The following is a 14,157-nucleotide window of genomic DNA, read 5'->3' on the forward strand; positions in this document are numbered from 1 at the left end:
CGCCCCCGCAGAACCGCCGCCTTCGGCCTGCTGGTGGGCCGGACGCCGCTCGCCGCGTGCGTCACGCGCCGGACAGCCGGAACGCGTCCAGAGCCAGCGTCATCTCGATCAGGTCGCGCGGCCGCGACAACGAACGTGACGTCAACTGCTCAAGCCTCCGAAGCCGGTTGAACACCGTATTGCGGTGGCAGTAGAGCCGCCCCGCCGTCCGCCCCGCCGACCCCTCGCAGTTCAGCCACGCGTCCAGCGTCTCCAGCAGCACCACCCGGTCCGCCGGGTCCAGCCCCATCAGGTTGCCGAACACGTCCTTCACCAGCCGCTCCGCCAGCTCCGGCTGGCTCACCACCAGCGCCGTCGGCATCCGCTCGTCGAGCCGTACGATGCCGGTGGCGTCCGGCGCACACGTCCGCAGGGCCAGGTCCGCCAGCCGGCGGGCCCGGCCCAGCCCGGCGAGGCCGTCCACCACCGGGCTGATCCCGCCGGGCCCCGGACAGCGTGCCGCCAGCAGCTCCGACAGGTCGGCCAGATTCGTCTCCTCGCCCAGCGAGACCACCCCCACCTCGCAGTCCGTACGCATCCGCCAGATGAACCGCATCCCGGCGCCCTGGATACGCCGGTGAAAGGGCTCTCGCCCGTCCCGCCGCTCCAGCCGCAGCACCACCACCGCGTACCGGCCCTGCTCCGGCAGATCGAGACCGGCCGCGGCGCGGGCCGCGAGACCAGGGGATTCCTTGCCCTCCAGCAGGGCGTCGAGGAGCGCCTGAAGCCGCTCGTCCGTGCGGTGGCGCAGCTCCGCCTCGGTCGCGCGGTACGCCTCCGTGGCCGTCGCCGTCTCCGCGTCCACCGCCGCGAACACCGTCGTCGCCGCCCGCATCAGCACCGCGAGCTTCTCCGGATCACCGCCCTCCGGGCCCTCCGCACCCTCCAGCAGCGCGTCCCAGATCAGGTAGCCCGCCTGCCGGTAGGAATGCACCAGCAACTCCAGCGGAAAGCCCTGCTGCGCCCGGCGCCGGCCCGTCCACTCCGCGTACTCCAGATCGCGGCGCGGCTGCGTCTTCGGCGCGGAGATCGCCTCGATGCCGATCCGCATCGCCTTCTCGGTCTCCTGCCAGTGCTGGTCCTGCGACAGGACCCGGGTGTACAGCGGCGAGTGCGCGTGCAGCTCGCGCAAATGCTGATCCACCAGGTCCGGCAGCCGGTCGAGCAGCGCCGTACATGCCTCGGTCAGCACCGCCCAGTCGTGCCCCGTACGTGCTCTGCGGCCACTCATGGGCCGGAGCGTGTCACGAGCAGGGCCTGTCCGACAGCCCCCTGACACGCAGTGTTGTGCGCGTGCACAACCGGCCGTCCGTGCGGCTGGTCACCGGCAGCGGTTATGCCGCCACCCGTGGACGGGACGCCCCGCCGGTGCTGAGGTGAGCGCCACTGAACGGCCCGAGGAAGGGGTGCCATGGCTGGCGCCGCATTGGAAATACGGGATCTGTCGGCGGGATACGGACCCGTACGGGCGCTGCGACACGTGTCGCTGACGTTGCCCGAGGGGGCCGTGGTCGCCGTACTGGGCAGCAACGGAGCGGGCAAGTCCACGCTCCTGCGCGCCATCTCGCGCACGCTGTCGTTTCACGGCGGAGCGGTCACCGGGGGCACTGTCGCCTTCGGTGGCCGGCCGCTGACGGGCCTCTCGCCCGACCGGGTGGTGGCCGCAGGCCTCTGCCAAGTACCGGAAGGGCGCCAGGTGTTCGCGCGGATGACCGTCGCCGACAACCTGCGCGCCGGCGCACTCGGCTCCACCGGCAACCGCGCCGCCCAGACCGCCGCCCTGCGACGGGTCCACGAGCTGTTCCCGGTACTGGCCGAACGCGCCGCGCAGCGCGCCGGCCTCCTGTCCGGCGGCGAGCAGCAGATGCTCGCGGTCGCCAGGGCCCTGATGGCCGGACCGAAACTGCTGCTGCTCGACGAGCCCTCGCTCGGGCTGGCCCCGCTGATGGCCCAGCGGATCGCCGAGACGATCACCGAGATCAACGAGCAGGGCACCGCCGTACTGCTCGTCGAACAGAACGCGGCCATCGCGCTGCGCCTCGCCTCCCACGCGTACGTCCTCGATGTGGGAGAGGTCGTGCTGTCCGGTCCCGCCGAAGAGCTCGCCGCCTCCGACGAGGTACGCCGCCGCTACCTGGGCGTCGTCGACGAGGAGGCCGCCGCCGACGCCTCCGGGGCCGTGGCGGCGCACCGCACCCTCAGCGTCTGGGGGGAGGGGCGATGAGCAAGGAAGCGGAGACGCTGGAAGTGCGGGATCTGACGGTACGGTTCGCCGGTCTCACCGCACTGGACGCGATCAACTTCACCGTACGGCCCGCAACCGTGCACGCCGTCATCGGACCCAACGGCGCCGGCAAGTCCACCTGCTTCAACGTCCTGTCCGGCGTGTACCGGGCCACCTCGGGCAGCGTCCGCTTCGGCGGCCAGGAGCTGACGGGTCTCCCTCCCCACCGCATCGCGGGCCTCGGCATCGCCCGAACCTTCCAGAATCTCGCCCTGCCCCCCGGCGCCACCGTCGAGGACAGCCTGATGCTCGGCCGTCACCGCCTCACCCGCACCGGCTTCGTCGCGGCGGGGCTGGGGCTGCCCTCCGCCGTACGGGAGGAGGCGAGGCACCGCGAACGCGTCCGGGAAGTCGCCGCGTTCGTAGGACTCGAAGATCAACTCGCCCGGCCCGCAGGCACTCTGCCGTACGGACAGCAGAAGCTCGCCGAGCTGGCCCGTGCCCTGTGCATGGAGCCCAAGCTGCTGCTCCTCGACGAGCCGGTCGCCGGAATGACCGCCGACGAACGCCGGGACACCGCCGCCATCGTCGCGGGCGTACGGGACAGCCTCGGCATCTCCATCGTGCTGGTCGAGCACGACATGGGGGTGGTGATGCGGCTCGCCGACTCCGTGACCGTCCTCGACTTCGGGCGGCTGATCGCCGACGGAACACCCGCGTCCGTCCAGTCCGACCCCGCCGTCGTACGCGCCTACCTGGGAGAGGAGGCCACCTCATGACCACCTTCGCCGAACTGCTCCTCAACGGGATCTCCATCGGTTCCGTCTACGCCCTGATCGCCCTCGGCTTCGTGGTGATCTTCCGCGCCACCGAGGTCGTCAACTTCGCCCATGCCTCACTGCTTCTCGCGGGCGGCTACGTCACCGCCGTGCTGCACGACGACATCGGCTTCTGGCTCGCACTGCTCGCCGGTATCGGAGGTGCCGCCGCGGTCGGCGCGGGCATCGAGTTCCTGGTCATGCGCCGCTACCGGGGCTCCAACCACAGCGTGCTCGCCATCGTCACCATCGGCGTCGACATCCTCCTCACCACCGAGCTGACGCGGCGCATCGGCACCGACGTGCTCGCCCTCGGCGACCCCTGGGGCGACTCCATCCTCACCTTCGGCGGGGTGACCGTGGCGCACACCCGGGTCGCCGCGTTCGTCGCCGCCGGCCTGCTCATCACGGTCTTCCTGCTCGCCTTCCGCTTCACGTCCTGGGGCGTGGCGATGCGCGCCGCCGCCGAGAACTCCGAGACCGCCGCGCTGATGGGCGTACGCCTGGGCAGGGTCTCGCTCGGCGCCTGGGCGGTGGCGGGCGGACTCGCCGCCGTCGCCGCGCTGTTCCTGACGGTCTTTCCGACGCCGGGTCTGGAACGCTCCACCTCACTCGCCGCGATGAAGGCCTTCCCGGCGGCGATCCTCGGCGGCCTCGACTCCACCACCGGCGCCCTGGTCGGCGGTTTGCTCGTAGGCATCACCGAGTCGCTCGCCACCGGCTACCAGGGCGATCTGACCTTCCTCGGCCGCGGCATCGGTGACCTGGCTCCGTACCTCGTGATGGTCGCCGTCCTGCTGGTCCGCCCGGCCGGCCTCTTCGGTACGAAGGAGCTGGCCCGTGTCTGATCCGACCAAGCGGTTCCGCCGCCCGGCGCTGTGGACCGCCGGAGCGGTCCTGCTCCTCGCGCTGCCCTTCTACCTCGACCGCTTCTGGCTCCAGGCCGGGCTCTTCGCCATGGCCGCCGCCATCGGCGCCATCGGCCTCAACCTGCTCACCGGCGCCACCGGCCAGCTCTCCATGGGCCACGCCTTCTTCCTCGCCGTCGGCGCGTACGGCTACTGCGTCTTCGCAGGCGACTCCACCGGGACCCTCACCGGCCTCGGCCTCCCCAGCTGGCTGGCGGCCGTGCTCGCGGTGGCGCTCTCCGGAGTCGCGGGCGGCCTCTTCAGCCCCATCGCCGGACGCCTCCAGGGCGCGTACCTCGGTATCGCCACCCTCGCGCTGATCTTCATCGGCCAGCACGTCCTCTTCAACGCCCACGACCTGACCGGCGGCTTCAACGGCCGCGACGTCCCCCCGCTGAGCCTCTTCGGCATCACCTTCGACGACTCCGAGCTGCTGGTGGCCGCCGTGCCCTTCGGTTCCGCCGAGAAGCTCTGGTACGTCGCCCTGCTCGCGCTGGCCGGCTGCGCGCTCTTCGCACGCGGCGTGCTGCGCGGGCGGCCCGGAAGGGCCATGAACGCCATCCGCGACCACCGCATCGCCGCAGGCGTCATGGGGGTGCCCGTGGCCCGCTACCGGGCCGGGGTGTTCGTCCTGTCCTCCATGTACGCGGGCCTGGCGGGCGTACTGCTGGCCCTGGTCTTCCAGCGGACCGTGCCGGAGTACTTCGGCATGATCCTGTCCCTCGAATATCTCGCCATGATCGTCATCGGCGGTCTCGGCTCGGTCGCGGGAGCGGTGGTGGGAGCCGTGTTCGTCTCCCTGCTGCCCCAGCTCCTCACCCGGTACAGCGACGCTCTGCCCCTGGTCTCCGCCCCCGGTACGGGCGGGGTCGCACCGGGCGAGGCGTCCCGGTACCTCTACGGCGCCGCCGTTGTCGCGGTGGTGCTCTTTCTTCCGGGCGGCCTGGTGCGGCCGGCCTTCCGGCGCAAGTCAAAAACCCAAGGGGAGTAACCATGACCACACGCAAGCAGGTCACCAGAACCACCGCCGCCACGCTCGCGGCTCTGCTCGCGCTCACCGCGGCCGGGTGCAGCTCGAAGGCGAAGGACAGCGGCGAGGCCAACGACAAGCCGGACGCCGGCGGGGTCAAGACCGGGCAGGGTGTCACGGACAAGACCATCAAGCTCGGTGTACTGACCGACATGACCGGCGTCTACGCCTCACTCGGCAAGAGCGTCACCCAGGCCCAGCAGCTGTACGCGAAGCAGACCAACGCCGACGGCGGCATCTGCGGCCGCGAGATCGAGCTCGTGGTGCGCGACCACGGCTACGACCCGCAGAAGGCCGTCTCCGGCTACACCGAGCTGTCGCCGCAGGTCCTCGGCTTCGCCCAGTTCATCGGCTCGCCCTTCGTCGCCGCCGTCAAGCAGCGCATCGACGGCCAGGACAAGGGCCTGGTCATCCCGCAGGCGTGGTCCGCCTCGCTGCTGGGCAGCCCGTACATCCGCGTCGTCGGCAATACGTACGACGTCGAGACCATCAACGCCATCGACTTCCTGACGAACGACAAGGGCGTCAAGAAGGGCGACAAGATCGGTCACGTCTACTTCGAGGGCGACTACGGCGAGAACGCTCTGGCCGGGGCGAAGTACGCCGCCGAGAAGGCCGGGCTCACCGTCGTCGAGCAGAAGATCAAGCCGACCGACAACGACATGACGGCCCAGGTCGCGGCGCTCAAGAAGGCCGGGGTCAAGGGGGTCGTCATCAGCGCGGGGCCGCGCCAGGCGGCCTCGTTCGTCGGAGTCGCGGCGGCGGTAAAGCTCCAGGTGCCGATCATCGGCAACAACTCGGCCTTCTCGCCGCAGCTGCTCGCCACCCAGGCGGGGCCGGCACTGATGAAGAACTACTACGTCGCCAACCCCACCGAGCCGATCGGCACGGACACGCAGGACGCCAAGAAGCTCGTCGCCGACTACAAGGCGGCGTACCCCTCGGACGCGCTCGACAACGGCGTGGTGGCCGGCTGGACGGCGGCGTCGGTCTTCGGTGAGGCGCTGAAGAAGGCGTGCACGTCGAAGGACCTGACCCGGGAGGGCGTCGGCAAGGCCCTGCTGACGATCAACGCGTACGACTCGGGCTTCGGCACCACGCACGACTTCACCGACCCGAAGGCGCCGTCCTCGCGCCAGACGGTCATCCTCCAGCCGGACAAGAACGTGACCGGCGGGTCGAAGGTGGTGCGGAAAGCGGAGATCTCGGAGGCCGCGAAGAGCTACACGCTCGGCGGCTGACAGTCCCGCGAAAGGGAAACGACTGCGGGCCCCGGGGATGTCCCCGGGGCCCGCAGTCGTACGTATGCCGGACGCTTACGGCAGCTGCGCCGCACGCGCCTCGCGCCGGTTGTCGCGGAACGTGTTCACGCGCCGCGCCGTGGCGAAGAGCGGGATGACCGCGCCCATGACGACCTGGAGAGCGCAGCCGGTCGCCAGCAGGACCTGGCCGCCCGGGGCGTCGAACGCCCAGGCCGCCAGCAGCCCCATCGCGCCCACGATCCAGGCGAGCATCGCCACCGCGAGGACACCCCGCGGCTTCGGGTACTCCACCCGGCTCACCATCAGCCACGCGACGCCGATGATGGCGAGCAGCGTGGGGATGAAGGGCAGCTCGAGCAGCACGATCGAGACGACCGTCAGCGCGCCGAAGGGGCTCGGCATGCCCTGGAACATGCCGTCCTTCAGCGTCACGCAGGAGAATCTGGCGAGCCTCAGGACCACCGCCAGCAGCACCACGATCGCCGCCAGCGCGGAGACCCGCTGGTGGGCGTCGTCCGCGACCATTCCGTACACCAGTACGAAATAGGCGGGGGCGAGCCCGAAGCTGATCAGGTCGGAGAGGTTGTCGAGCTCCGCCCCCATCGGCGAGCTGCGGAGCTTGCGCGCCACGAGCCCGTCGCAGAGGTCGAAGATCGCCGCGAGCAGCATCAGGATCACGGCGGTCGCGGCACTGTGCCGCGCCATGCCGGTCTCCGCGCTGCCCTGGAGGTGCGGGATGAGGATTCCGGTGGTGGTGAAGTACACCGCCATGAATCCGCACGTCGCGTTGCCGAGAGTGAGGGTGTCCGCTATTGACAGCCGCAGAGAGAGCGGCATGTCCTCGGCGTCGGCCTCTTCCTCGGTCTCCGGTACCCAGCCGGCCTGTGTCTCAGGATCAGTCACGGTCAATTCGAGTCACCCCCGCGGTGGTGACCTGGCCGACCTCGACATCGGCCTCGACACCCTCGGGGAGGTAGATGTCGACGCGCGAGCCGAAGCGGATCAGGCCGATGCGCTCGCCCTGCTCGACCTTCGTGCCCTGCGGGATGTACGGGACGATGCGGCGCGCGACGGCACCGGCGATCTGCACCATCTCGATGTCACCGAGCTCGGTGTCGAAGTGCCAGACAACGCGCTCGTTGTTCTCGCTCTCCTTGTTGAACGCCGGAACGAACCCGCCGGGGATGTGCTCGACCGACGTCACCGTGCCCGCGAGGGGAGCGCGGTTGACGTGGACGTTCAGCGGGCTCATGAAGATCGCGACGCGGGTACGTCCGTCCTTCCACGGCATGATGCTCTGCACCACTCCGTCGGCCGGGGAGATGACCCGGCCCTGAGTGATCTCGCGCTCGGGGTCGCGGAAGAACCACAGCATGCCCGCCGCGAGCGCGGTGGTGGGCACGGCGACGGCAGCCCAGCGGCCGGACTTGCGAGCCCGGACGAGGCTGAGTGCCGCGGTGGCGACGGTCGGCAGAAGCCACGGCGATGCTCCGCGAGCAAGGCGTCCGTTGAGGAGACCGTCGCGTGGTGCAGAGGTTTGGCTGTGGGGCATGGATGACCTTCGTAGCGGATGATGCCGCGCTGGCAACAGGGGGACGGCGGCTTATCGGCGATGGTAGCGGTTGCGGGGCGCAACTGGGCAAGCCAGAAGCCGAGTCGGCGGCCTGAAGCCGATAACAGGGTGTGATCTTTTTCGCGGTCATTTCCCCACGAAAAGGGCAATCAGCCCTGGAACCGGTACTCTTCGAGGAGTCGCCGACCAATGATCATTTTCTGGATCTCGGCGGTACCTTCACCGATGAGCAGCATCGGCGCCTCACGGTAGAGACGCTCGATCTCGTACTCCTTCGAGAACCCGTAACCGCCATGGATACGGAAGGCGTCCTCGACGACTTCCTTGCAGTATTCGGAGGCGAGGTACTTCGCCATCCCTGCCTCTAGGTCGTTTCGTTCCCCGGAGTCCTTTTTGCGCGCTGCGTTAACCATCATCGCATGTGCGGCCTCGACCTTGGTAGCCATCTCGGCCAGCTTGAACTGAATGGCCTGATGCTGAGCGATCGGCTTTCCGAAAGTGTGACGTTGCTGGGCATACGAGACGCCCAGCTCGAACGCACGCTGCGCGACACCGCAACCACGCGCCGCCACGTTGACGCGGCCGACCTCGACGCCGTCCATCATTTGGTAAAACCCACGGCCGGTTGTCCCGCCGAGTACACGATTGGCCGGAATGCGCAGTCCGTCCATGATCAGTTCGGTGGTGTCGACACCCTTGTAGCCCATCTTGTCGATCTTCCCGGGGATGGTCAGGCCCGGACGCACCTCGCCGAAGCCGGGCTCCTTCTCCACCAGGAAGGTCGTCATCTGCTTGTGCGGGGGCGAGCCCTCGGGGAGACCCTCGTCACTGCGGCACAGGACCGCGACGAGCGTGGACGAGCCGCCGTTCGTCAGCCACATCTTCTGGCCGTTGAGGACGTACTCGTCGCCGTCCTTCACGCCCTTCGACGTGATGGCCGACACGTCGGAACCGAGCGCCGGCTCCGACATCGAGAACGCGCCCCGCACCTCGCCCAGCGCCATGCGCGGCAGGAACGTGTCCTTCTGCTCCTGCGTGCCGTGCTGCTTGAGCATGTACGCCACGATGAAGTGGGTGTTGATGATCCCGGAGACGCTCATCCAGCCACGAGCTATCTCTTCGACACACAGCGCGTACGTGAGAAGGGACTCACCCAGGCCGCCGTACTCCTCGGGGATCATCAGCCCGAAGAGTCCGAGCTCCTTGAGGCCCTCGACGATCTCCGTCGGGTACTCGTCGCGGTGCTCCAGCTCGGTCGCTACAGGCAGGATCTCCTTGTCGACGAAGTTCCTGACGGTGGCCAGGATTTCCTGCTGGATGTCGGTCAGACCGGCGGTCTGTGCGAGACGGGCCATGATTACTTCCCCTGCACCTTGGGCTCCGGGCGGCCGGGCTGCTCGCCGCCGCGTTCCTTGATGTACGTCTCGGTCGGGACCATCACCTTGCGCCGGAACACGCAGACGACGGTGCCGTCCTGCTTGTAGCCCTTCGTCTCGACGTAGACGATGCCGCGGTCGCTCTTGGACTTCGACGGCGTCTTGTCGAGGACGGTCGTCTCGCCGTAGATCGTGTCGCCGTGGAAGGTCGGCGCGATGTGCTTGAGCGACTCGACCTCCAGGTTGGCGATGGCCTTCCCGGACACGTCCGGCACCGACATGCCCAGCAGCAGCGAGTAGATGTAGTTGCCGACGACGACGTTCTTGCCGAAGTCGGTCGTCTTCTCGGCGTAGTTGCTGTCCATGTGCAGCGGGTGGTGGTTCATGGTCAGCAGGCAGAAGAGGTGGTCGTCGTACTCGGTGACCGTCTTTCCGGGCCAGTGCTTGTAGACCGCGCCGATCTCGAACTCTTCGTAAGTGCGTCCGAACTGCATGCTCAGGCCTCCGGGGCTTCGAACTTGGAGGTGCGCCGCATGCCGGCCGCGCGGCCCTTGCCGGAGATGACCAGCGCCATCTTGCGGCTGGCCTCGTCGATCATCTCGTCACCGAGCATCGCGGAGCCCTTCTTGCCACCGGCCTCGGACGTGCACCACTCGTACGCGTCGAGAATCATCTCCGCGTGGTCGTAGTCCTCCTGCGAGGGCGAGAAGACCTCGTTGGCCGCGTCGACCTGGCCGGGGTGCAGCACCCACTTGCCGTCGAAGCCCAGCGCCGCCGCACGGCCCGCGACCTCGCGGTACGCGTCCACGTCGCGGATCTGGAGGAAGGGGCCGTCGATCGCCTGGAGGTCGTGCGTACGGGCCGCCATCAGGATGCGCATGAGGATGTAGTGATAGGCGTCGGCGCCGTAGCCGGGGGGCTGCATGCCGACGACCAGGGTCTTCATGTTGATGGAGGCCATGAAGTCGGCCGGACCGAAGATGATCGTCTCGAGGCGGGGGGAGGCGGCGGCGATCTCGTCGACGTTCACCAGGCCCTTGGCGTTCTCGATCTGCGCCTCGATGCCGATCTTGCCGACCTCGAAGCCCATCGTCTTCTCGATCTGGGTGAGGAGAAGGTCGAGGGCGATGACCTGCTGTGCGTCCTGGACCTTCGGCAGCATGATGCAGTCGAGGTTCGGGCCCGCGCCCTCGACGACCGTGATGACATCGCGGTACGTCCAGTGAGTCGTCCAGTCGTTGACCCGCACGACCCGGGTCTTGCCCGTCCAGTCACCGTTGTTCAGCGCGTCGACGATGGTGTGCCGGGCGCCCTCCTTGGCGAGCGGCGCGCACGCGTCCTCCAGGTCCAGGAAGACCTGGTCGGCCGGCAGGCCCTGGGCCTTCTCCAGGAAGCGCGGGTTCGAGCCGGGCACTGCGAGGCAGGAGCGGCGCGGGCGCAGCCGGTTCACGGCGGGCGTGGGCGTGGTCATGCGGAGACCTCCAGAGGGTCGAGCTTGTTCGCTTTCCGGATCTCGTCGACGATACGGCCGATGATCTCCGTGATACCGAAGTCCTTAGGGGTAAAAACTGCGGCCACTCCGACAGCACGCAGCGCCTCGGCGTCCGCCGGCGGAATGATCCCGCCCGCGATCACCGGAATGTCGGCCGCGCCGGCGTCTCGCAGGCGTACGAGAACGTCCGGCACCAGCTCGGCGTGCGAGCCGGACAGGATCGACAGACCGACGCAGTGCACGTCCTCGGCGAGGGCAGCGCTCACGATCTGCTCGGGCGTGAGCCGGATGCCCTGATAGACCACCTCGAAGCCCGCGTCGCGGGCTCGTACGGCGATCTGCTCGGCGCCGTTGGAGTGCCCGTCCAGGCCGGGCTTGCCGACCAGCAGGCGCAACCGTCCCGAGCCGAGTTCGTCGGCCGTACGGGACACCTTCTCCCGTACGTACGCGAGCGGCGTGCCCGCCTCGGCGGTGACCGCGACCGGGGCGCTGCTCACGCCCGTCGGCGCGCGGAACTCACCGAAGACGTCCCGCAGCGCCCAGGACCACTCGCCGGTGGTGACGCCCGCGCGGGCGCACTCGACGGTGGCCGCCATCAGGTTCTCGGTGCCCGCCGCGGCCTTCTTGAGGGCCGCCAGGGCCTCGGACGCGCGGGCCTCGTCGCGGTTGTCGCGCCACTCGTGGAGCTTCGCGACGACGCGGGCCTCGTTGGCCGGGTCGACCGTCATGATCGCGCCGTCCAGGTCCGCGGTGAGCGGGCTGGGCGCGGTCGACTCGTAGCAGTTGACGCCGACGATCTTCTCGTCGCCGGACTCGATGCGCGCGCGGCGCTCCGCGTGCGAGGAGACCAGCTGCGACTTGAGGTAGCCGGACTCGACGGCGGCCATGGCGCCGCCCATCTCCTCGATGCGGTCCATCTCGGCGAAGGACGCGGCGACGAGCTCCTCCACCTTGGCCTCGATGACGTGCGACCCGGCGAAGATGTCCTCGTACTCCAGCAGGTCGCTCTCCAGGGCGAGGACCTGCTGGATGCGCAGCGACCACTGCTGGTCCCAGGGGCGGGGCAGACCCAGCGCCTCGTTCCAGGCGGGCAGCTGCACGGCGCGGGCGCGGGCGTCCTTGGAGAGGGTGACGGCCAGCATTTCGAGGACGATGCGCTGGACGTTGTTCTCCGGCTGCGCCTCGGTGAGGCCCAGTGAGTTGACCTGCACGCCGTAGCGGAAGCGGCGCTGCTTTTCGCTTTCGATGCCGTACCGCTCGCGCGTGACCTTGTCCCAGATGCGGCCGAAGGCGCGCATCTTGCACATCTCCTCGACGAAGCGGACGCCCGCGTTGACGAAGAAGGAGATACGGGCGACGACGTCCCCGAACTTCTCCGGCGGAACCTGCCCGCTGTCCCGTACGGCGTCGAGGACGGCTATCGCCGTGCTCATCGCGTACGCGATCTCCTGGACCGGCGTGGCGCCGGCTTCCTGGAGGTGGTAGCTGCAGATGTTGATCGGGTTCCACTTGGGGATGTGGTTCACCGTGTAGGTGATCATGTCCGTCGTCAGGCGCAGGCTCGGCACCGGCGGGAAGACGTGCGTCCCGCGCGACAGGTACTCCTTGACGATGTCGTTCTGCGTCGTCCCCTGGAGCTTGGTGATGTCGGCGCCCTGCTCCTCCGCGACCACCTGGTACATCGCCAGCAGCCACATGGCCGTGGCGTTGATGGTCATGGAGGTGTTCATCTGCTCCAGCGGGATGTCCTGGAACAGCCGCCGCATGTCACCGAGATGGGAGACCGGGACCCCGACCCGGCCGACCTCGCCGCGGGCGAGGATGTGGTCGGGGTCGTAACCGGTCTGCGTCGGAAGGTCGAACGCGACCGACAGGCCGGTCTGGCCCTTGGCGAGGTTGTTGCGGTACAGCTCGTTGGACGCCTCGGCGGTCGAGTGACCGGCGTACGTCCGCATGAGCCAGGGCCGGTCCTTCCGACGCTCACCCATCAGATGTTCCGGAAGCGGTTGATGGCGTCGATGTGCTGCTCGCGCAGCTCGTGGTTACGGACGCCGAGACCCTCCCGGGGCGCCAGCGCCAGCACGCCGACCTTGCCCTGGTGCAGGTTGCGGTGGACGTCGTACGCCGCCTGGCCGGTGTCCTCCAGCGAGTACACCTTCGAGAGCGTCGGGTGGATCTTGCCCTTGGCGATCAGGCGGTTGGCCTCCCACGCCTCGCGGTAGTTGGCGAAGTGCGAGCCGATGATCCGCTTCAGCGACATCCACAGGTAGCGGTTGTCGTACTCGTGCATGTAGCCCGACGTCGAGGCGCAGGTGGTGATCGTGCCGCCCTTGCGGGTGACGTACACGCTCGCGCCGAAGGTCTCACGGCCCGGGTGCTCGAAGACGATGTCGATGTCCTCGCCGCCGGTGAGCTCGCGGATGCGCTTGCCGAAGCGCTTCCACTCCTTGGGGTCCTGGGTGTGCTCGTCCTTCCAGAACTTGTAGCCCTCGGCGTTGCGGTCGATGATCGCCTCGGCGCCCATCGCGCGGCAGATGTCCGCCTTCTGGTCGCTGGAGACGACACAGATCGGGTTTGCGCCGCCGGCCAGCGCGAACTGGGTGGCGTACGAGCCGAGTCCGCCGCTCGCGCCCCAGATCAGGACGTTGTCGCCCTGCTTCATGCCGGCGCCGTTGCGCGAGACGAGCTGGCGGTACGCCGTCGAGTTGACCAGGCCGGGGGCCGCCGCCTCTTCCCAGCTGAGGTGGTCGGGCTTGGGCATCAACTGGTTGGACTTGACGAGCGCGATCTCGGCGAGGCCGCCGAAGTTGGTCTCGAAGCCCCAGATGCGCTGCTCGGGGTCGAGCATCGTGTCGTTGTGGCCGTCGGACGACTCCAGCTCGACGGACAGGCAGTGCGCGACGACCTCGTCGCCGGGCTTCCAGGCGTTCACGCCGGGTCCGGTGCGCAGGACGACGCCCGCGAGGTCGGAGCCGATGACGTGGTACGGGAGGTCGTGGCGCTTGCTGAGGTCGCTGAGCCTGCCGTACCGCTCCAGGAAGCCGAAGGTCGAGACCGGCTCGAAGATCGACGTCCAGACGGAGTTGTAGTTCACCGAGCTGGCCATGACCGCCACCAGGGCCTCGCCCGGCCCGAGCTCGGGCACCGGCACGTCCTCGACGTGGAGGGACTTGCGCGGGTCCTTGTCCCGGCTGGCGACGCCGGCGAACATCTCGGCCTCGTCCTTGTGCACGGTAACCGCGCGGTACGACTCGGGGATGGGCAGCGCGGCGATGTCTGCGGCTGTGCTGGCCTGCGACTGGATCGCGTCCAGGATTTCCTTCACGGGGTGCCTCCGGCGAAGCGTGTGTTCGAGGGAACGCTTTGAGGGGAACGTCGGGGTGCTGCTGTGGAGGTGTGCCGTCGGTTCGGCGGTGTTGCGGGTGTTCGGCAGCG

At 68.9% G+C, this 14,157-nt stretch carries 13 protein-coding genes; 5 read left to right on the forward strand and 8 right to left on the reverse strand.

The annotated features are described in order from the left end of the window. Positions 1-61: 61 nt before the first annotated feature. Complete coding sequence (locus tag AC1P0E_RS28205) at positions 62-1,270, reverse strand: PucR family transcriptional regulator (RefSeq protein WP_482744914.1); 1,209 nt, start codon at positions 1,268-1,270, stop codon at positions 62-64. A 180-nt stretch (positions 1,271-1,450) separates the two neighbouring features. Between AC1P0E_RS28205 and AC1P0E_RS28210 the strand changes: the two genes are divergently transcribed. Genes AC1P0E_RS28210 through AC1P0E_RS28230 form a run of 5 tightly spaced genes read left to right on the forward strand, consistent with a single transcriptional unit; the run spans position 1,451 to position 6,260 of the window. After that, positions 1,451-2,263, forward strand: coding sequence for an ABC transporter ATP-binding protein (locus AC1P0E_RS28210; protein WP_482744915.1), 813 nt, complete (start codon positions 1,451-1,453; stop codon positions 2,261-2,263). Continuing rightward, positions 2,260-3,042: an ABC transporter ATP-binding protein gene (locus tag AC1P0E_RS28215; protein WP_482744916.1), complete on the forward strand. Its 783-nt coding sequence runs from the start codon at positions 2,260-2,262 to the stop codon at positions 3,040-3,042. The genes AC1P0E_RS28210 and AC1P0E_RS28215 overlap by 4 nt, the downstream gene beginning before the upstream one ends. Then, positions 3,039-3,929: a branched-chain amino acid ABC transporter permease gene (locus AC1P0E_RS28220; RefSeq protein WP_482744917.1), complete on the forward strand. Its 891-nt coding sequence runs from the start codon at positions 3,039-3,041 to the stop codon at positions 3,927-3,929. The genes AC1P0E_RS28215 and AC1P0E_RS28220 overlap by 4 nt, the downstream gene beginning before the upstream one ends. Next, complete coding sequence (locus AC1P0E_RS28225; RefSeq protein WP_482744918.1) at positions 3,922-4,980, forward strand: branched-chain amino acid ABC transporter permease; 1,059 nt, start codon at positions 3,922-3,924, stop codon at positions 4,978-4,980. The genes AC1P0E_RS28220 and AC1P0E_RS28225 overlap by 8 nt, the downstream gene beginning before the upstream one ends. Positions 4,981-4,982: 2 nt before the next feature. Then, positions 4,983-6,260: an ABC transporter substrate-binding protein gene (locus AC1P0E_RS28230; RefSeq protein ID WP_482744919.1), complete on the forward strand. Its 1,278-nt coding sequence runs from the start codon at positions 4,983-4,985 to the stop codon at positions 6,258-6,260. Positions 6,261-6,335: 75 nt separating this feature from the next. Here AC1P0E_RS28230 and pssA read toward each other — a convergent pair whose 3' ends face one another. The 7 genes from pssA to ccrA form a co-directional block, all read right to left on the reverse strand. Further along, positions 6,336-7,190 carry a CDP-diacylglycerol--serine O-phosphatidyltransferase gene (pssA, locus tag AC1P0E_RS28235; RefSeq protein WP_482744920.1) on the reverse strand — a complete coding sequence of 285 codons (855 nt, stop codon included), beginning with the start codon at positions 7,188-7,190 and terminating at the stop codon, positions 6,336-6,338. Next, the gene (locus tag AC1P0E_RS28240; protein ID WP_482744921.1) at positions 7,177-7,833 is read right to left on the reverse strand and encodes a phosphatidylserine decarboxylase; all 657 of its coding nucleotides are present in this window, start codon (positions 7,831-7,833) and stop codon (positions 7,177-7,179) included. The genes pssA and AC1P0E_RS28240 overlap by 14 nt, the downstream gene beginning before the upstream one ends. Positions 7,834-8,003: 170 nt before the next feature. After that, entirely contained in the window at positions 8,004-9,209 is a 1,206-nt protein-coding gene (locus tag AC1P0E_RS28245) for an acyl-CoA dehydrogenase family protein (protein WP_482744922.1), read from the reverse strand. A 2-nt stretch (positions 9,210-9,211) separates the two neighbouring features. Next, positions 9,212-9,724, reverse strand: coding sequence for a MaoC family dehydratase (locus tag AC1P0E_RS28250; protein WP_482744923.1), 513 nt, complete (start codon positions 9,722-9,724; stop codon positions 9,212-9,214). 2 nt (positions 9,725-9,726) lie between these two features. Continuing rightward, on the reverse strand, positions 9,727-10,701 hold the full coding sequence (locus AC1P0E_RS28255) for an HpcH/HpaI aldolase/citrate lyase family protein (RefSeq protein WP_482744924.1): 975 nt from the start codon (positions 10,699-10,701) through the stop codon (positions 9,727-9,729). After that, positions 10,698-12,710 carry a protein meaA gene (locus AC1P0E_RS28260; protein WP_482744925.1) on the reverse strand — a complete coding sequence of 671 codons (2,013 nt, stop codon included), beginning with the start codon at positions 12,708-12,710 and terminating at the stop codon, positions 10,698-10,700. Before AC1P0E_RS28260 ends, AC1P0E_RS28255 begins: the two co-directional genes overlap by 4 nt. Then, complete coding sequence (gene ccrA, locus AC1P0E_RS28265; RefSeq protein WP_482744926.1) at positions 12,710-14,047, reverse strand: crotonyl-CoA carboxylase/reductase; 1,338 nt, start codon at positions 14,045-14,047, stop codon at positions 12,710-12,712. Before ccrA ends, AC1P0E_RS28260 begins: the two co-directional genes overlap by 1 nt. Positions 14,048-14,157: the final 110 nt, after the last annotated feature.

Source organism: Streptomyces sp. TRD_SC_5, from assembly GCF_056836825.1.

What these genes read in the sequence shown, in the direction of transcription:
- AC1P0E_RS28215 (WP_482744916.1), top strand. Translation starts at nt 2,260, where the DNA reads ATGAGCAAGGAAGCGGAGACGCTGGAAGTGCGGGATCTGACGGTACGG.
- AC1P0E_RS28220 (WP_482744917.1), top strand. Translation starts at nt 3,039, where the DNA reads ATGACCACCTTCGCCGAACTGCTCCTCAACGGGATCTCCATCGGTTCC.
- AC1P0E_RS28210 (WP_482744915.1), top strand. Translation starts at nt 1,451, where the DNA reads ATGGCTGGCGCCGCATTGGAAATACGGGATCTGTCGGCGGGATACGGA.
- AC1P0E_RS28255 (WP_482744924.1), bottom strand. Translation starts at nt 10,701, where the DNA reads ATGACCACGCCCACGCCCGCCGTGAACCGGCTGCGCCCGCGCCGCTCC.
- AC1P0E_RS28260 (WP_482744925.1), bottom strand. Translation starts at nt 12,710, where the DNA reads ATGGGTGAGCGTCGGAAGGACCGGCCCTGGCTCATGCGGACGTACGCC.
- AC1P0E_RS28240 (WP_482744921.1), bottom strand. Translation starts at nt 7,833, where the DNA reads ATGCCCCACAGCCAAACCTCTGCACCACGCGACGGTCTCCTCAACGGA.
- AC1P0E_RS28250 (WP_482744923.1), bottom strand. Translation starts at nt 9,724, where the DNA reads ATGCAGTTCGGACGCACTTACGAAGAGTTCGAGATCGGCGCGGTCTAC.
- AC1P0E_RS28245 (WP_482744922.1), bottom strand. Translation starts at nt 9,209, where the DNA reads ATGGCCCGTCTCGCACAGACCGCCGGTCTGACCGACATCCAGCAGGAA.
- AC1P0E_RS28205 (WP_482744914.1), bottom strand. Translation starts at nt 1,270, where the DNA reads ATGAGTGGCCGCAGAGCACGTACGGGGCACGACTGGGCGGTGCTGACC.
- AC1P0E_RS28230 (WP_482744919.1), top strand. Translation starts at nt 4,983, where the DNA reads ATGACCACACGCAAGCAGGTCACCAGAACCACCGCCGCCACGCTCGCG.